The organism is Pseudoalteromonas sp. MMG007, from assembly GCF_018100985.1.
In the GTDB taxonomy this organism is placed as follows: Bacteria; Pseudomonadota; Gammaproteobacteria; order Enterobacterales; family Alteromonadaceae; genus Pseudoalteromonas.
In genome coordinates this window covers 31,476-49,449 of record NZ_JAGJEI010000008.1, presented here as the reverse complement: position 1 = coordinate 49,449, position 17,974 = coordinate 31,476, and the positions used below count along the sequence as shown (strand labels likewise).

15 protein-coding genes, 7 tRNA genes and 1 pseudogene are annotated in these 17,974 nt (G+C 40.9%); 14 read left to right on the top strand and 9 right to left on the bottom strand.

What is annotated here, in order from left to right; genetic code table 11:
• Window positions 1–103 precede the first annotated feature (103 nt).
• Window positions 104–877 carry a hydroxyacylglutathione hydrolase gene (gloB, locus tag J8L71_RS11145; RefSeq protein ID WP_211000593.1) on the bottom strand — a complete coding sequence of 258 codons (774 nt, stop codon included), beginning with the start codon at window positions 875–877 and terminating at the stop codon, window positions 104–106.
• 53 nt (window positions 878–930) lie between these two features.
• Here gloB and J8L71_RS11140 point away from each other — a divergent pair, with 53 nt between their 5' ends.
• Window positions 931–1,704 (top strand): class I SAM-dependent methyltransferase, encoded by a 774-nt coding sequence (locus J8L71_RS11140; protein ID WP_058548306.1) that lies wholly within the window; start codon window positions 931–933, stop codon window positions 1,702–1,704.
• Here the strand turns inward: J8L71_RS11140 and rnhA are convergent.
• The gene (gene rnhA / locus J8L71_RS11135; protein ID WP_058548305.1) at window positions 1,701–2,165 is read right to left on the bottom strand and encodes a ribonuclease HI; all 465 of its coding nucleotides are present in this window, start codon (window positions 2,163–2,165) and stop codon (window positions 1,701–1,703) included. The genes J8L71_RS11140 and rnhA overlap by 4 nt on opposite strands.
• A gap of 68 nt (window positions 2,166–2,233) precedes the next feature.
• Here rnhA and dnaQ point away from each other — a divergent pair, with 68 nt between their 5' ends.
• The 10 genes from dnaQ to J8L71_RS11085 all read left to right on the top strand — a co-directional run bounded on the left by dnaQ (window position 2,234) and on the right by J8L71_RS11085 (window position 6,166).
• The gene (dnaQ, locus tag J8L71_RS11130; RefSeq protein WP_211000592.1) at window positions 2,234–2,947 is read left to right on the top strand and encodes a DNA polymerase III subunit epsilon; all 714 of its coding nucleotides are present in this window, start codon (window positions 2,234–2,236) and stop codon (window positions 2,945–2,947) included.
• A 9-nt stretch (window positions 2,948–2,956) separates the two neighbouring features.
• Complete coding sequence (locus tag J8L71_RS11125) at window positions 2,957–4,327, top strand: TIGR03503 family protein (protein ID WP_211000591.1); 1,371 nt, start codon at window positions 2,957–2,959, stop codon at window positions 4,325–4,327.
• 98 nt (window positions 4,328–4,425) lie between these two features.
• Window positions 4,426–4,502: transfer RNA gene (locus J8L71_RS11120), tRNA-Asp, on the top strand.
• A 27-nt stretch (window positions 4,503–4,529) separates the two neighbouring features.
• A tRNA-Asp gene (locus J8L71_RS11115) sits at window positions 4,530–4,606 on the top strand.
• 41 nt (window positions 4,607–4,647) lie between these two features.
• Window positions 4,648–4,724 (top strand) — tRNA-Asp (locus J8L71_RS11110).
• Window positions 4,725–4,755: 31 nt separating this feature from the next.
• Window positions 4,756–4,832: transfer RNA gene (locus tag J8L71_RS11105), tRNA-Asp, on the top strand.
• Window positions 4,833–4,869: 37 nt separating this feature from the next.
• Window positions 4,870–4,946, top strand: a tRNA-Asp gene (locus tag J8L71_RS11100).
• A 37-nt stretch (window positions 4,947–4,983) separates the two neighbouring features.
• Window positions 4,984–5,060 (top strand) — tRNA-Asp (locus tag J8L71_RS11095).
• A 53-nt stretch (window positions 5,061–5,113) separates the two neighbouring features.
• Window positions 5,114–5,190: transfer RNA gene (locus J8L71_RS11090), tRNA-Asp, on the top strand.
• A 259-nt stretch (window positions 5,191–5,449) separates the two neighbouring features.
• Window positions 5,450–6,166, top strand: coding sequence for a helix-turn-helix transcriptional regulator (locus J8L71_RS11085; RefSeq protein WP_211000590.1), 717 nt, complete (start codon window positions 5,450–5,452; stop codon window positions 6,164–6,166).
• 52 nt (window positions 6,167–6,218) lie between these two features.
• On the opposite strand, the pseudogene J8L71_RS11080 reads toward J8L71_RS11085, so the two are convergent.
• A pseudogene (locus J8L71_RS11080) lies at window positions 6,219–8,120 on the bottom strand (alpha/beta fold hydrolase).
• 164 nt (window positions 8,121–8,284) lie between these two features.
• Between J8L71_RS11080 and J8L71_RS11075 the strand changes: the two are divergent.
• Both J8L71_RS11075 and J8L71_RS11070 read left to right on the top strand, forming a co-directional pair.
• Window positions 8,285–8,875 carry an ATP-binding cassette domain-containing protein gene (locus tag J8L71_RS11075; RefSeq protein WP_211000589.1) on the top strand — a complete coding sequence of 197 codons (591 nt, stop codon included), beginning with the start codon at window positions 8,285–8,287 and terminating at the stop codon, window positions 8,873–8,875.
• The gene (locus J8L71_RS11070) at window positions 8,872–9,981 is read left to right on the top strand and encodes a DUF6136 family protein (protein ID WP_211000588.1); all 1,110 of its coding nucleotides are present in this window, start codon (window positions 8,872–8,874) and stop codon (window positions 9,979–9,981) included. Before J8L71_RS11075 ends, J8L71_RS11070 begins: the two co-directional genes overlap by 4 nt.
• Window positions 9,982–9,995: 14 nt before the next feature.
• Here J8L71_RS11070 and fadE read toward each other — a convergent pair whose 3' ends face one another.
• Window positions 9,996–12,452, bottom strand: a complete 2,457-nt coding sequence (gene fadE, locus J8L71_RS11065; RefSeq protein ID WP_211000587.1) for an acyl-CoA dehydrogenase FadE — start codon at window positions 12,450–12,452, stop codon at window positions 9,996–9,998.
• 297 nt (window positions 12,453–12,749) lie between these two features.
• Between fadE and J8L71_RS11060 the strand changes: the two genes are divergently transcribed.
• Entirely contained in the window at window positions 12,750–13,514 is a 765-nt protein-coding gene (locus tag J8L71_RS11060) for a class II glutamine amidotransferase (RefSeq protein WP_211000586.1), read from the top strand.
• Between the two features lie 99 nt (window positions 13,515–13,613).
• Here the strand turns inward: J8L71_RS11060 and J8L71_RS11055 are convergent, their stop codons facing one another.
• The 5 genes from J8L71_RS11055 to cmoA form a co-directional block, all read right to left on the bottom strand.
• Window positions 13,614–14,429, bottom strand: a complete 816-nt coding sequence (locus J8L71_RS11055) for a DUF3108 domain-containing protein (RefSeq protein WP_247655275.1) — start codon at window positions 14,427–14,429, stop codon at window positions 13,614–13,616.
• Window positions 14,374–15,021 (bottom strand): phosphoribosylglycinamide formyltransferase, encoded by a 648-nt coding sequence (gene purN / locus J8L71_RS11050; protein WP_058548297.1) that lies wholly within the window; start codon window positions 15,019–15,021, stop codon window positions 14,374–14,376. Before purN ends, J8L71_RS11055 begins: the two co-directional genes overlap by 56 nt.
• Entirely contained in the window at window positions 15,021–16,073 is a 1,053-nt protein-coding gene (gene purM / locus J8L71_RS11045; RefSeq protein WP_211000585.1) for a phosphoribosylformylglycinamidine cyclo-ligase, read from the bottom strand. Before purM ends, purN begins: the two co-directional genes overlap by 1 nt.
• Window positions 16,074–16,263: 190 nt before the next feature.
• Window positions 16,264–17,232, bottom strand: coding sequence for a tRNA 5-methoxyuridine(34)/uridine 5-oxyacetic acid(34) synthase CmoB (gene cmoB, locus J8L71_RS11040; RefSeq protein WP_211000584.1), 969 nt, complete (start codon window positions 17,230–17,232; stop codon window positions 16,264–16,266).
• 12 nt (window positions 17,233–17,244) lie between these two features.
• On the bottom strand, window positions 17,245–17,970 hold the full coding sequence (gene cmoA, locus J8L71_RS11035; protein ID WP_211000583.1) for a carboxy-S-adenosyl-L-methionine synthase CmoA: 726 nt from the start codon (window positions 17,968–17,970) through the stop codon (window positions 17,245–17,247).
• Between the last annotated feature and the right edge of the window lie 4 nt (window positions 17,971–17,974).

The window sequence follows — 17,974 nt, the reverse complement described above, 5'->3', positions numbered from 1 at the left end:
AACATTGCCACTTAGTGACCACTTTAAACGCGAAGAGAAAATCATGCCCTAATAATAAAGGCATGATTTTAATATAAAATATAGCTAGCTATTAGATTATGCGTTAAAAATTGTCTTTGAACTTTCTCAGACTAGCAAAGTTTTCCCAAGGTTCATTGTTTTTTGTAACTAAAAGGAATTCTTTTGGTAATAATTCAGTAATAGTGGGTAAATCGCTGCGCATAAACGGATTTATTTTAAGCTCTTGCTCAATAGTGCTTGGTAACGTTATTTCATCTTTACTACGAAGTTCATCTACTTTTTTGCTGTACTCGAGTAGCTCAGGGTTACGTGGCTCTACTGCTTTTGCAAACGCTAAGTTAGCCTGTGTATATTCATGAGTGCAATACACCTTACAGCTTTTTGGTAATTCACGCAGTTTATTGAACGAATTCCACATTTGCTCGCTTGTCCCTTCAAATAATCTACCACAGCCACCGCTAAATAAAGTATCGCCAGTAAAAGCGAGTTCGTCGTGGGTATAACAAATATGATCAAGCGTATGCCCAGGCGTGGCTACAATATTAAATGGCACATTAAGTACTTCAATATTATCGCCATCAATTAAAGTATGCGTAATACCATCAAAAGGACTATTGGCGGGGCCGTAAACAGGGATATTTGCAAATTGCTTAACCAGATCTGCTACGCCACCGGTGTGGTCGCTATGATGATGGGTTATTAAAATGCCAGCTAATGATAAGTTATGTTCAGCTAAATACGTAATCACAGGCCTTGCGTCACCTGGATCTACCACCCATGCTTGGTTACTATTATGAGTGGTTAAACACCAAATATAATTATCAGAAAAGGCTTTAATTGCTTTGACTTGCACCATGTTACATTGCTCTATAAAGTGACAGTTAACACATAGTATAACGAGCTCATAAAATGAAACCAGCCCTTAGTTTTCAAGAAGGACCTAAACCGCTGTCATGGCAGCAGTTCCCTCATGGTGACTATTTACGATCTGACATTGAACGCAAAATGGATCAATGGTTACCGCGTATGTTTGGCTATCACATGCTAAAACTAGGTAACTTAAGTGGTGAAATAAATACAAGTGTTAGCACCATTAAGCACCAAGTGTGCGTAGCAGAGCCCGGCCCCTATACAGGTGTTGTGGCCGATATCGACGAATTACCTTTTTACGAGCACAGTGTTGATGCGTGTATTTTAAGCCACTGCTTAGAGTATCATTCAGATCCGCACCATATTTTACGCGAGGCACACCGCACGCTAATACCCGGTGGTTATATTGTTATTACCGGTTTTAACCCCTTTAGCTTATGTGGGCTTGCTCAAATGCTGCCATTTAGTGGTCAAAAACTTCCATGGACAGGGCGCTTTTTTACACCTGCCCGTGTTAAAGATTGGCTTAACTTATTAGGATTTGAAATAGTGAGTGATGAGCGATTTATTTACTCATCGCTAGCAAGAGGTAACAGGTTGTCGCGTTTTGAATTTTGGCGCAGTTTTGCTAAACAATATTTAAAACCTATGGGGAGTGTGTATATGCTGGTGGCACGTAAGCGAGTGGCCCCGCTTACACCTATAAAGCCTAAGTGGCATGCAAGGCCGCAGTTTGCGCCAGTAAAAGGGGCAGGGCTTAGGCAAACCTCAAAGCAGCACTTTAAGCGCTGCGATGAAAAAAATAACAATTAAGGCTGATAACCTACATCTTCAAGTAAATCTTTACTGCCTGCGGCATCACGAGCTAAATCGTCAACTATTTCGTTGTACTTATGGCCACTATGCCCTTTAACCCACTTCCATGTAACATTGTGTTCGCTACAGGCTTTATCTAGACGTTTCCATAAATCTACGTTTTTAACCGGTTTTTTCGCAGAGGTTAACCAACCGCGCTTTTTCCAATTAGCTATCCACGATTCAATGCCTTGCTTAACATATTGGCTATCGGTTGTGAGATTTACCTCGCATTCACGCGTAAGTGATTCTAAGGCTACAATCGCTGCGAGCATTTCCATGCGGTTATTAGTTGTTAATTTATAACCTTGGCTTAATTTTTTTTCGTGACCGTTATAAATCATAAAAATACCATAACCACCAGGGCCCGGATTACCTAAACATGAGCCATCGGTATAAATCTCTACGGTTTTTTGCACTGTTTTACCTTGATATTATGTACAATAAAGTGATTATAGAAAGATACCAGAGTCAGGCTAAATTCGATATGGCACGTAGACAAATAGTTTTAGATACAGAAACCACCGGCATCGACCCTAAACAGGGTCACCGCATTATAGAAATTGGTTGTGTAGAGTTAGTAAACAGGCGCTTAACCGGCAACAATTTTCACGTTTATATAAATCCACAACGTAGTATTGAAGAAGAAGCGATAGATGTTCATGGTATTACCAACGAATTTTTACGTGATAAACCGCTTTACCGTGATATAGCGCAAGAGTTTTTTGACTATATAAAAGGGGCTGAGCTGGTTATTCATAACGCACCGTTCGATGTGGGTCATATGGACAACGAATTTGCGCTGCTTAATCAGGGTTACCCTAATACCCACGATTACTGCCAAGTTCTCGACACCCTTAAAATGGCGCGTGACTTGCATCCTGGTCAAAAGAATAATCTTGATGCTTTGTGCCGTCGCTACGATATAGATAACGCAAAACGTACATTGCACGGCGCTTTACTGGATTCTGAAATTTTAGCCGATGTTTACCTTGCCATGACAGGTGGGCAAACGAAGCTAAACTTAAATCAAAATAAAGACGATGGCAGCGAGCAACAAAAAGGCGGCATAAGACGTTTAAACCCAAATAGGTCACCTTTAGTTGTTTTACGTGCAAATGACGCTGAACAAAGCGCACACGAAGCACGACTCGATCTTGTCAATAAAGAAGGCGGCCAATGTTTATGGCGCGCTGAATAAGGCTACCCAATGAAAACGATATATTTTGTTAGTGCGTTATGCGCCGCCAGTTTGTTCACTGGCAATGCTTATGGCGTTAAGCAAGTAGAAGTGCTCAAACGTGACGGGCATCAAAATGAAATTCCTTTATTAGAAAATCGTTTTCGTATAGATAGTAAAATTGAAGAAATAACTCTGCTGTTTTTTAGAAAGCTTGGCACACCGGCTGTTATTTTAGTTAGGCCGGATGGCAGTAAATACTTTGCAACTGAAGCCGTAAGAAACCCCGACCTCGATTGGTTTGACGAGTTAACCTACGATTTGGTTACAATAAAAAATCCTATGGCTGGTCCATGGCAGGTTATTGGCAGTATTTTGCCTAACAGCCGAATTGTAGTGCTTGGTGAAGTATCTTTAGAGGCGCAGCCACTTCCTCCTATGTTATTTAGAGGGGAGACAATTAAAATTACCGGTAAAATACTTAACGACGGTGAGCCAATAGACGCTGAGCTATTTAGGGATGTAGTAAGCCTTAATGTAGATTTTGTAAGTACCAATAACGAAAACTTTGCTAATTTTGGTTCAGGGATACAAGAAGTCGCCGAATTTAAAGATGACGGGCGCGGATTTGACGAACGCGCTAAAGATGGCATTTTTACCGGAGAGTTTACGTTAGACTTTCCTGCTGGTGAATGGACGCCTGAGCTTTACGTTGCAACGCCTCTATTACAGCGCCGTATTGTACAAGACACAATAGAAGTGCACGAACCTCCTTTTTCCACAAACGTTACCCTAGCAGAGCAAGACACTGACGATCATCAACTTACAATAACGATAGACCCACGCATTGTTAAGCCAGAAACCGTCATTATTCAGGGTAAAATCTATTACCCTAATAACGAAGAGCAAATGTTTACCATAGATGCTGCTCCTAATGACTCGCGCGAACTTAACGTTAAAAATTATGACTGGGGTCGATACAGTGTTGAGTTATCTGTTTTTGGCACAAATATAAACGACCGTGAGTTTATGGCGACGCTACCAACCTATAAATTTGAAATAGAACGTCCTATAGTTGCGGTGCCTGAAATTGATCCGGCAACGATTATTACGCCTGAACAAATGAAAGCGAGTGAGCCTGTAGATGAAAAAATGGCCACTTCAACAATTGTTAGCTTAATAATAGGGTGTAATATTCTTATTTTATTACTCGGCTGGTTAGCAATTCGTGTATTTATTCAGAAAAAACCAATCAAATTTAAAGTTAAACTGCCTTTTTTAAATAAAAAGAAAGCAGCTGATGGTGAAGTTACCGACGCAGAAAAAAATCAAGTTGGCAAAAATGGTTCAAAAAATGATAAATCAGGTGAAATTTTAAACCTTTCGATGTCAGATGACTAAAAAACCTATAAAAAAACAAAAAAGCCCTTGACGAAATAGAGGCTGGTTCGTATTATTCACGCCGCTGTCAGGGGAGACTCAGACAGCAACGAAAATGCGGAGTGGTAGTTCAGTTGGTTAGAATACCGGCCTGTCACGCCGGGGGTCGCGGGTTCGAGTCCCGTCCACTCCGCCAATTTTCGACAATTTGTAAGTACGCGCTGGAGTGGTAGTTCAGTTGGTTAGAATACCGGCCTGTCACGCCGGGGGTCGCGGGTTCGAGTCCCGTCCACTCCGCCAATGCTTACACAACGTATGGTTGTAAAACATATTCTTATTATGGAGTGGTAGTTCAGTTGGTTAGAATACCGGCCTGTCACGCCGGGGGTCGCGGGTTCGAGTCCCGTCCACTCCGCCAATAAGAAAAAATAACAGTTTAAATATGCGCTGGAGTGGTAGTTCAGTTGGTTAGAATACCGGCCTGTCACGCCGGGGGTCGCGGGTTCGAGTCCCGTCCACTCCGCCACTATTTAAACACTGTTATGTTACAAAATTTGTATGCTGGAGTGGTAGTTCAGTTGGTTAGAATACCGGCCTGTCACGCCGGGGGTCGCGGGTTCGAGTCCCGTCCACTCCGCCAACAAATTTAGTAATGACAAGTAATATGATATCTCTGCGGAGTGGTAGTTCAGTTGGTTAGAATACCGGCCTGTCACGCCGGGGGTCGCGGGTTCGAGTCCCGTCCACTCCGCCATTTGATATCGTAATAAAATTAGTAAGTGCATTACCCCATGCACATACCACTGCGGAGTGGTAGTTCAGTTGGTTAGAATACCGGCCTGTCACGCCGGGGGTCGCGGGTTCGAGTCCCGTCCACTCCGCCACTTGTTATTTCCTCAATAGCAAGATTATAAAATTATTTCATATTTATTTTAATAAAATATACTTTGGCTATCAGCTATCAGCTATCAGCTATCAGCTATCAGCTATCAGCTATCAGCTATCAGCTATCAGCTATCAGCTATCAGATCGACTCTTTTATTCTAACCTGCTAATATTCCTTGTTATTCTTTACTATTCAGCTTCATATATCTACATGAATAGCCAAGAATCTAGTCTCACTTTAAAAAAGGAAGAACTAAAATGAGCACACTAGGTCAACAATTAAAGCAGCTAAGAAATAACAAAAAATTGAGTCAACCTGAATTTGCCCAGCAAGTAGGGATAGAACAAAGTTATTTATCAAAACTTGAAAACGATAAATCAATTCCCTCGAATGAAATATTTAGATCTTTATTGATTGCATTAGATCTTTCAATTGATGAGTTTATGAAGCCGCTTGTATCGAGCCATGATAAAGCTAGGCTGATGCAAATACCCGATGTAGAAGTGTGGTTTAAGAGTAAAGCTGTAAAGAGTTCTGCTGCACAGCGAAAAATTATATACCTTGCTATGTTTTTGATTGCTTTTGGCTGTGCATTATTTTACGCAGGACATAAAAACTATCTGTTCAATGAGCGCTTTTACGAATACAAATCACTGGGTGTGATCAAAAAAGATGAACCTCTGAATATTTATACTCATTGGAGCAATTATATTATTGAGTCAAACCGCGAGAAAAGAGAAGAAAAAGGGCGGGAAATACTGGCCAGAAGGGTACCAAGTTTTAAGTTAATGGATAAGTATGTTGGTGAGTCATTTGTCGAAGACGTTGAGGGAGGTAAACGTGTTTATAGTGCAGATGAAATCTCGCGAACAATGCCACATGCAGGCAATAGCTGGCTCGAATTTATCGGCATATTTGCCGCTGTATTTGGTTTGGTGTTTGCTTTACTGGAACCTAGATTAACCAAACAATAAAAAGCCTGCGTACAAGAAAACGCAGCAGGCTTTAATATAAATTGGTCTACAATTACCCTTGTGGGCCAAATGACTCTTTTAAGTAAGTATCTAAAAAGTTTAAATAAGCGTTAGAAGCGCTGATACTGTTTTCTTTTTTAGTAAAACCGTGGCCTTCATCTTCAAACAATACATACTCTACTGGTACGCCATTGGCTTTGACTGCGGCAACGAGTTCATCGCTTTCAACTTGTAAAACGCGCGGATCGTTAGCGCCTTGTATTACCATTAAAGGTTTTGTAATATTTTTAGCATGAAATAATGGCGATATAGCACGATGACGTTCGCCATCAGTTGCAGGGTCGCCCATTTCATCGTACAAGGATTTTTTAACACTCTCCCACCATGGTGGAATGGAGTTAAGTGTTCTTACCCAGTTAGTCACCCCAAAAATATTAATACCTACTTTGAACTCTTCTGGTTCAAAGGCAAGGGCTGCTGCGGTCATAAACCCGCCGTAACTACCTCCAATAATGCCAATTTTTTCGCTATCGACCCAATCTAAACTTTGAAGGTGCTTTTTATCATCCAAATGAAAAAACGTTTTACCGTATCCTGAACTACCCCGGTTATTAACGGCAAAAATAGCATAACCATGATTAACTAAATGTTGTAGCATTGCTCTATAACCAGTACGGCTTTGCCCACCAGGGCCGCCATGCACCCACACCAGCGCAGGTACTTTATTGTTTCTATTGGCTTGTTTTGGTTTATACAACACGCCTGGAACTTCTAAGCCATCAAAGCTTTTAAAGCGAACGATAGTGCTCTCTACTAAATCGCTTTGATCTATATCTTTACTTAGTGTGTTGGTAAGCTGCTTAGCGCTATCATTATCCACTTGCCAAACAAATAAATTACTTGGTGAGGTGTCAGAGTTTAAATAAAACGCCATGGTTTTCTCGTCACTTGAGAAATTTACACTGCTTAAATTTCCATTGGGTAGGGCGGGCATAGCAACTTGTTTACCTGAACGAGTATCTAAAATAGACACTTTAGTACTGGCATCGGTATTGACTCCACTTACTTGGTAGCGGCCAGATTTAGAAAAATAGATAAAGGTTACGTCCCATTCGTCTTCTAAAGCTGGGCTATGTTTCTCTGTCGCTAACTCATAGCTCCACACTTGTGAAAACTCGCCTTTTGCGTCCGTAGAGTAGTATAAATATTTACCATCAGCAGAGAAGGTTTCAGGTGTATATTGTGCGGGATCATCATGCTTAGATATAAGTTGTGGCTTGAGGTTTTTTTTATAAGTGTCGAGAATGTATGTATCACTGTCTTTATTGCTATTATTTTTAGATAAAGCAATAAAGCGTCCATCGGGGCTAATGGCGCCAACATCTAATTCGAGCTCATTTTGATAAACAGAAGACACTTTATAGGTTTCACTATCTACGCGGTATAAATCCATGAATTTGGCATCACGCTGATTACTTTAGATAAAAAACTGGCTGCCATCTTTTGTAAAACCTGAAAAGCCAGCTCGTGTTTCATCGCCAGGGGTTAAATCTTTGATTGAACCGTCAACTTCACGCACGTAGACATGGTACCGTTCGTTACCGCCTGATTCTTTGGTAAACAATACATGCTCATCATTAGGGAAATAGCGCACTGGCTAAGTACTGTCTTCAAAATTAGTTAAGCGGGTTTTACTACCGGTTTTAACATCGACTTCGTATTAGCTTTAAATGCCGCTTTCATCGCTACTAACTAAAACTTTATCACCACTTGGTGAAAAACTACTGCCCATAATAGAGGTGGTGTCAAAAAAAGTTTTTGCGTCGTAGGTTTTTACTTGTTGTGCTTGTTCAGTTTTCACAGTGCTAGAGACTAAACTATTAGATTGATTGCAACCCGCTAATGCAAGAGATACAGCACAGGTAATACAGGCAAGTTTGAGGGCTTTTTTCATAGGTACATTCCTTGGTTTATAGTTATGTTTTCATTTAGAAGTGTTAACCGAACGTTTTTCAAACGCAAGTATTTATGATGTGCAAATAATAAAGTGTTACAAACCATAAATCGTTTTTATATAAGTATTCGCTATAATGATAACTCGTTGAAAAGTGAGTATTTATGATAGAAGTCATTGGGTTACATAAACAGTTTACTGAAAACATATTGTACAATGGTTATAACGTGCGATTCTGTGCACCTAAAATATGCATCGAAGCGCCTAATGGCCAAGGGAAAACAACTCTATTGATGATGTTAGCGGGGCTTGAAACTTATCAAAGTGGTAAGCTTTTGTTTTCTGGAAGCGCATTAATCGAACCACATAAGCAAGTTGCTATAGCCTCAGACTGTATTGCTTTACCCGACTTCTTAACAGCAAAGCAAATAATTAACTTATCCTCAAATACATTTGGCTGTCGTTGGCCGGCAGCTATAGTTGATGGATTTAGTTTTAATGAATTTCTAAATACACGTTTTGACGCCCTTTCATCAGGTAATCAAAAGAAATGTCAGTTAATTTTAGCGCTTATGCGCGATGCACCGTATTTACTGTTAGATGAACCCAGTGCAGCGCTTGATCAAGCGAGTATTGAGTATTTATTAATTTTGCTTGATGAATATTTAGTAAATCAGCCACATGGTCAAATAATTATTACCTGTCACGAGCCAGCTCCTTTTGTAAGACATGGCTTTGAGTGTATGCCTTTATGATTGCAAATTTAAAACAATCAATTGGCCAATACCGCTCTTTTATGGATTATCGTTTTCAGGCATACAAGGTTGAACTTACGCAATTATTTTTACAACTGAAACGCTTCGGGTTTTTATTTTTAGTGATGTTAGGCTCGTCAGTACTGGGTTTAATATTGCTACTATTTTTAGGGCTTGGAAAAATTATTGATAGTAGTGATACACCTCAATATGGTGCGCAGATGGCTTGGCTGTATTTGTTGCTACAAAGTGTAATGTTGAGCGCAATGAAGTCTGCAATAAAAAACTCCGCCCAACGAGCGTTTCAACAGACATTGGTAAAGCGGTATTGGCTTGTTTTGATGGATATAAAGCTTTTGCTGCTAAGTAATGGCTGGTTGATTGCAAGCCTTGTTATCGCGATTGACCTGAGCATAAACCAGTGGCTTAGAGTACCGCATTTTTTGGTGTTTTTACTATTACAATTTACGCTCGGCACTTTATGCTTATACAAACCAATAGCGCTGGTTTATGGATTTTTATTATCCGCAATGTGGCTTATGTTACCGTTTGATGTAAGCCCACTAATTTATCAGTGTGGGTTTGTGCTGTTGTTTGCGTTAAGTACCTTAATGGTACCTTTTAATTTTGCAGCTAAGTTAGAGATGAGCTCACTGACAGGCTTTTGGCTAATGTTTTTTATACACAACAGCTGGACTTTGATTTGGCGAGGTGCTTTATTACTGTCCCTATTTATGGCATTTGAGGTATTACTACAAGAGCGCGCTAATTTAGCAGTTATATTCAGTGTTTTGTCATTTGCTTTTGTGGTGTTGTTTAGTAGTTCATTACAATTTGATTGTAGTCAGTTACATCAAAAATATAGTGTGTTTTTTAAAATGCAGAATAAGCAAACGGCATTTTTTATTGGCCAATTTGTTCCTAGTTTAATCGTGTTCTTACTTTCGCTTATTGTTTTTTTTGCTTTATTTAACCAAGCAAGTGGAGTGCTGCTATTAACTGGTATTATTTGGTGCGTATTCCAACAAGCTATCGCGCAAAAAAAACCAGCGCATTATGCGCTGGTTTGGATGGTTATAACAGGCTTGTTATTAGCTTTGTATTAACTGCTTATAATCAGTTAAGCCGCATCTGCCTTTTTGTCTTCACTTTTACGTGCGGCTTTGCCGGCTAATAAATCAGCTGGGTCAAAGTCATCAACGTTAATTACGTCTAAACGGGCTTTTTCTACAGCAGCTAATTTATCAGCTTCTGCTTGACTTAATATGCCAGCTTCAAGGCCCATTTGCGCTACTTTATCAAGTTGAAAGAATGGCAGTTTAAGCCCTTTCTCTTTACACACTCGCTCAAATAACGGCTCTACAGCCAGTACGTCTTTAAGTGTTTGCTCTTGACGGCCTACTAAATTAAGAGGTTCGTCAGTTAAGTAAACATAGCTTGCTAAACGATTGCGCGTTTCGCTAGGTACTTGTAGTAGTTGTGCTAGTTTATGCTCAAGTTTGTCTGTAGGTTTACGAACCGGGCGACCAAACGGGAATAACAATACTTTTAGTACGCCACGTAGTGGGGCAGATGGCATGTTATTGATTAAATCAGCAAGTGCACGTTGGCAATGGTAAAGGTGATCCTGACAACTCCATTTTACTAGAGCAAAATCTTCTTTTTTACGGCCTTCATCGTTGTAACGCTTAAGCGTTGCAGACACTAAGTAAAGGTAGCTTAGTAAGTCACCTAAACGTGCTGAAATACGTTCTTTACGTTTAAGAGAGCCACCAAATACTGCCATGCTAATGTCAGACATAAGTGCTAAAGAGGCACTAAAGCGAGACGCGATTCGGTAAAACTCAGCGGTTTCATCTTTATAAGGTACACTCGTAAAGCGTGCGCCTGTCAATGCAAGCCACTTAGTACGTACAAGGTTCGACATAGTAAAGCCAATGTGGCCCATTAGCGCTTTATCAAATACGTTAAGCGCTTCTTCGCGGTCTTCAATTTCACATGCACCAAGCTCTGTAAGTACAAATGGGTGACAGCGAATTGCACCTTGACCGTAAATAATCATATTACGGGTCAAGATGTTTGCACCTTCAACGGTAATGGCAATAGGTGCGCCTTGATAGCCACGACCTAAATAGTTATTTGGCCCAAGCATGATGCCCTTACCGCCAAGTACATCCATTGCATGAATGGTTGAGTCGCGCATTTGCTCAGTAAGGTGGTATTTAATAATAGCTGAAACAACCGATGGCTTTTCACCTAAATCAACTGCACCGGTAGACATGCTAACAGCTGCATCTGAGCTGTATGCGTAACCTGCAAGTTTAGCCAAAGACTCTTCAACACCTTCCATTTTACCAATAGGTAAACGAAACTGACGACGAATACGGCTATAAGCACCTGTAGCTAAGGCGATAGTTTTAATGCCACCGGTTGAATTTGACGGCAATGTGATTGCGCGGCCAACCGATAAACACTCAACCAGCATACGCCAGCCTTGACCTGCCATTTCCGGGCCGCCAATAATGTAATCAAGTGGTACAAATATGTCTTTACCGCGAGTTGGGCCATTTTGAAATGGTACGTTAAGCGGAAAGTGACGACGTCCAATTTCTACTCCAGGAGTATCTGTTGGAATAAGTGCACAGGTAATACCCGGCTCTTTAACATCGCTTAATAAACCGTCTGGATCTTGTAGTTTAAATGCAAGACCAAGTACTGTAGCCACGGGGGCAAGTGTAATGTAACGCTTATTCCACGTAAGGCTTACGCCTACAACTTCTTCGCCGTTCCATTGCCCTTTACACACTACACCGTAATCAGGAATTGAGCTTGCATCAGAGCCAGCCTCTGGCGAGGTTAGTGCAAAACAAGGGATTTCTTTACCGCTCGCTAAGCGTGGTAAGTAATGATCTTTTTGCTCTTTTGTACCATAGTGCTGTAACAATTCACCCGGGCCTAAAGAATTTGGTACACCCACAATTGACGAAAGTAGTGTTGATTTACTCGTTAACTTTTGAAGTACACAAGATTGTGCAAACGCAGAGAACTCTAAACCGCCGTATTCCTTTTTGATGATCATGGCAAAAAATTGATTATCTTTTAGGTATTGCCATACATCTTGAGGAAGGTCAGTAAGCTCGTGCGTTGCTTCCCAATCATCTAGCATGCTACATACAACTTCTACAGGGCCATCAATAAAGGCTTGTTCTTCAATAGTAAGTTTAGGGATTGGGTATTGGTGTAGCTTTTTCCAATCTGGGTTACCACAAAATAAATCAGCTTCCCACCACGTAGTACCGGCATCGATTGCTGACTTTTCTGTGTCAGACATGCTTGGCGTTACTTTTTTAAAGGTAGAAAAAATAGGCTTTATTATATATTGCTGACGAATGCCAGTAACAGAAAGAGGCACCGCGATGATCAAAAAGATCAACCAGCTAATTAAACCAAAAGCACCTGCAAAGGTACCAATTAATAAAGTTGCAGCAGAAACACCAAGTGCTGTGTTCCAACTCGCTCTGTGGTAAATCGCGATGCTGAGCAGAGCGATTAAACCGAGTGTAAATATGAGTGTCATTGCTTATTCCTTAATAGAGGTCAGACCACCTCAGTTAGAGTAGCGCTAGTAAGCTTAAGTTTCAAGTACATTACAGTGATAAATTATAGTCGAAATAGACATAATTAATTCACAGCTTCCCTTAAAGAGGAACGAGCATGCATTGCTACTGCGTTTAATTCAGCGATTAGTTATATTAAAGCGCTAAAAATCAGTAAATCAGCTAGCCAAAAAAGGTTTTTTAAGTAAATATGTCTGCTGTAGCGCACTGTAAAACGCAGCGTTATTTATACGTATTTTTTAAGGGTTAGTTTATTAATGTGTGAATTACTTGGCATGTCAGCCAACGTACCTACCGATATTTGTTTTAGTTTTTCAGGGCTTTTAGAGCGCGGTGGCAATACCGGCCCGCATAAAGATGGTTGGGGTATTACCTTTTACGAAGGTAAAGGTTGTAGAACGTTTAAAGATCCTGAGCCAAGTTATCAATCAGAAATTGCAAAGCTCGTTAAAGCGTACCCAATTAAAAGCGTGTCGGTTATTAGCCATATTCGCCAAGGTAATCGTGGGCGAGTGTGCCTTGAGAACACCCATCCGTTTACACGGGAGCTTTGGGGCCGCGAAATTACCTATGCACACAATGGGCAGCTTTCTAATTATCACGATTTAAAACCTGAGTATTATCGCCCTGTAGGCAATACCGACAGCGAGCTGGCATTTTGTTGGTTGCTTGATAAAATTCGTGAAAAGTATCCAAAACGCCCATCCAACATGGCCTCTGTTTTTAGATACGCTGCCAAGCTTTCACACACGTTGCGTGAAAAGGGCGTATTTAATATGTTGCTTACTGATGGCGTGTTTGTATTAGCGTATTGTACTAATAACTTACATTATATAACGCGCCGAGCGCCATTTGGCAAAGCAACCTTAATTGATGCTGATATGGTGGTTGATTTTCAACAAGAAACCACACCAAACGATGTAGTAACCGTAATTGCTACACGGCCACTCACGAACGATGAGCGCTGGCAAAAAATGCAGCCGGGTGAGTTTGCTTTATTTAAAATGGGCGAGTTAATTTAGCGCTAAATTAAAAGCATAAAAAAACGCGATGTAAAATCGCGTTTTTTTATTCAATATACACTTTGACCAATGCGCATAATTAATTATTGCAGATAGGTGTTAAGGCGCCTCTACGCTAGCATCGCTTTTGTCTGTTACAGTTGCAGGAGGTGTAACAGGTTGAGTAACGGTAAACGAGTTCATTTGCACTTCAAACTGCTCCATCCCTTTTTCGCCTTTCCACATACGCACTAGCATGTAATCCATTTCTGGCGCAAACCATGCAAGCGCTTGGCGTTTGTCGTTATCGTATAAGCGTTTAACTTTAATGGATTCTACATTGCCAATCGGCAACGAAATCATTTCAGTGCCTGTTACTTCAAAATTGTAGTCGCGGCGATTACCTTTTTTATCAATAAGCGGAAACGAGAAATTAGTTTCGCCTTTTTTTAGGCCTTCACGTACTTGTACTTGGTACGAAATAGCATCCTGAAATTCGTCAGTCCACTCGCATTTTAGCGGGTATTCGCTAGTGCTACTTGTGACCACTTTATTTTGCGTATCAAAGTCTATTTTGTAATCTTTATCTGGGCCTGTGCCTGTACGCACCATGTTGTAATGATGTGGGGTAACTTTGCCATCTTTGTATGTAAACTTTGAGGTTTCTTCGCGTGAGTCAGAAAAAATCATCCACTCTATATTGCTGTGATAAGTAAGCTCGTAGTTATTATCGCTTAATTTTTTAAGCTCACGTACGGCTTCACCATGATTTTTACCTTTGCGTAAAATATCATAGCTTGCTTGATACTGTGTTAGTTCGCCTGCAATAAGGCTAGTAGGAAGTAAAGCGCCCGCACATAATAGCAAGGCACTTATTTTTTTATTGTGGGTAGTGCGCGCCGTGTGCAGGAAGTTGTTTTTCGTCAAGAACTGCATAATCTGCTTCCATAGTAAGTCTTTGTTCACTGAACCATTTGACCACCAAAGGATAAATTATATGCTCTTGCTCGTGCACGCGCTTTGCTAATGTCTCTGCTGTATCATCCTTGAGTACAGGTATTTGCGCCTGAAGAATAACCGGACCGCCGTCTAATTCTTCAGTAACAAAGTGAACACTTACGCCATGAACATCGTCTTTTGCATCAATTGCTCTTTGGTGGGTATTCAGCCCCTGATACTTAGGCAACAAAGATGGATGAATGTTCAACATTTTTCCAACATATTTTTGCACTAAGCTAGGAGTAAGAATACGCATAAACCCAGCTAATACAACTAGATTCGGCATAAAAGAGTCGATAACGTTCATTAATTGCGCATCATAGGCTTCGCGCGAGTCAAAATCTTTATGACTCAGCACTTTTGTAGCTATGCCAGCTTGTTTAGCACGCTCTAGGCCATAAGCGTCTGCTTTATTGCTAATAACAGCCGCTATATGTCCATTTATCTCGCCACGTTCGCAGGCATCAATGATGGCTTGTAAATTTGAGCCACTACCTGAAATCAAAACTACCAGACGAGTGGGTGCCATTACTTAGCACCACCTACAATTTCTACTTGCTCTTCGCCTGGCGCTGCATTGTGAATTTCACCAAGGTGCCATGCGTTTTCGCCTAAGTCTTTTAAAATAGTTAAGCTTTGTTCAAGTTTGTCTGCAGGAACTACTAATACCATGCCAACACCACAGTTAAATGTACGGTACATCTCGTGTGTAGCAATGTTACCGTTTTCTTGTAGCCAGTTAAAAATACTTGGCCACTGCCAGCTATCGCCTTTAACCACTGCCTTTGCCGACTCTGGTAACACGCGAGGAATATTTTCCCAAAAGCCACCGCCAGTAATGTGCGAAAGGGCATGCACGTCAACTTGCTTAAATAACTCAAGTAAAGGTTTTACGTAAATACGTGTAGGCTCTAATAAATGCTCGCCTAATGTTTTACCGTCAATTACTTGGTTTGTATCAGCGTTTGATACTTCAAGTACTTTACGAATTAAAGAAAAACCGTTTGAGTGAGGACCGCTAGATGCAAGCGCAATAAGCTGATCGCCTGCTGCTACTTTAGTGCCATCAATAATTTTAGATTTTTCTACTACACCGGTACAAAAGCCTGCCATGTCGTAGTCTTCACCATCATACATACCTGGCATTTCTGCTGTTTCGCCACCAATTAGGGCACAACCAGAAATCTCACAACCTTTACCAATACCGGTTACTACATCGGCTGCTGTGTCTATATCTAGTTTACCCGTTGCGTAGTAATCCAGAAAAAACAGGGGTTCAGCGCCTTGTACTATTAAATCGTTTACACACATTGCAACTAAATCAATACCAACAGTGTCGTGCTTTTTTAAATCGATAGCTAAACGAAGTTTAGTACCAACACCATCAGTACCAGCAACTAATACAGGTTGCTTATAACCTTCAGGAATTTCGCAAAGTGCGCCAAAACCACCAATTCCGCCCATAACTTCAGGACGACGAGTTTTTTTCACTACGCCTTTAATACGCTCAACAAGTGCATTACCAGCGTCGATATCTACGCCCGCGTCTTTATAGCTTAGAGACTGTTTTTGTTCGCTCACAGGTTTTCCTCAAAATAGTTGTTTTGGGTTGCTTAGAAACGCGCGTATTTTACAACAATTGCAAGGTCGCGGCTAGCGTAAATGTAATTTTGAAATAATTAACAAGGACACTTGTCCGCTGTTTGTTGTTTAAATAAACAAAAAAACGCCCATAGGCGTTTTTTTAGTATTTAAGGCGTAAATTTAACAGTTATGCTTTGGCGGTTAATATAGCTCTGAGAGGAGCAGGGTAACCTTCAATGGTTTTACTGGTGTCGCTTGGGTCTAAAAAATCAACTAACGATTCGTTTTCCATCCAGTCGGTTTTACGCTGCTCGTCAAGCGTGGTAATTGCACAATCTTTTATTTGCACATCTTTAAAGCCAACGCGCTCCATCCACAGTTTTAATGCAGCAGTACTTGGAATAAACCACACGTTGCGCATTTTTGCGTAGCGGTCGGTAGGCACGAGTACTGTGTTTTCATCGCCTTCAATAACTAAGGTTTCTAGCACTAACTCGCCACCTGGGCGAAGCTGCGCTTTTAACTGCGCTAAAAAATCAATTGGCGAGCGACGATGATAAAGCACTCCCATCGAAAAAACCGTATCAAACGCTTTAAGCTCGGGTAATGCTTCAACGCCTAGTGGCAATAAATGTACGTTTTCGTCTGGGTTGTAGTGTTTAATTGCCTGAAACTGACATAAAAATAAATCAGACGGATCAATACCCACCACAAACTCGGCGCCTTCACCGCGCATTCGCCATAAATGATAGCCAGAGCCACAGCCAATATCTAATACTGTACGGCCTTTTAATGGCTCAATATGAGGAAGGAGGCGATCCCATTTCCAATCACTGCGCCATTCGGTGTTTATTTCAATACCGTGAACACTAAAGGGGCCTTTTCGCCAAGGCATCATTCGCTTTAGTAAATGCGTTGCTTGTTTTTGCTCGCCTTCGCTCATTTCCCCTGGCGCGCCAATTTCTACCTTAGTAGCTATGTCAACATGCGTAGTTTTTACTTCAGGTAAATTTTTAAGTACTTTTTGCCATTTGGGTAAATCACCATGGCTTGCCTCTAACTGCCAATGTTTTAATTGAGCGGGTAGGGTTTCTAGCCAGTGGCTAAGTGGACTTTGTGCAATTGCAGCGTAAAATTGGTTAAACCATTGAGACATAAATTACTCTTTTTATTTAATTGCTACCATTGAGCAAAAATTAAAACATTGATACCACACCTGCGTTTGGCTAAAGCCAATATCGCTTAAACGATTAAAGTGTGTGCTGAGCGTATCGGGACGCATTACGTTTTCAATAGCAGTGCGTTTTTGGCTTATTTCAAGCTCTGAGTAGCCATTGTGACGTTTAAAGTCGTGGTGCAAATCAATTAATAAGTTATCGCATTGCTCGTTTTCGGCTTTAATTTTTTCGCTGAGTAACAATACGCCACCGGGCTTTAAGTTGGCGTATATTTTTTCAAGCACGGCTTGGCGCTGTGCATGAGGTATAAATTGTAGCGTAAAGTTCATTGCCACAACCGATGCGTTTTGAATTTCAAGCTCGTTAATATCGCCTAAAGTAACAGTAACCGGCACGTCCGATTTAAAACCTTGTAAATGCATTTTACAACGCTCAACCATGGCCTGTGAGTTATCTACTGCAATAATGTGGCAGTTATCAGTACGAATATTACGGCGCATACTCAGTGTTACTGCACCTAGCGAGCAACCTAAGTCATAAAGGTTTGAATTGCTTTGTGCGTATTCGCCGGCTAATTTACCCATCGTGCTTACAATAGTGGCATAACCAGGTACAGAGCGCTGAATCATATCAGGAAATACTTCAACCACACTTTGGTCAAAGCTAAAATCTTTTACTTGTTGCTCAGAGGCATAAATACTGTCTTTTATGGTCACGAAG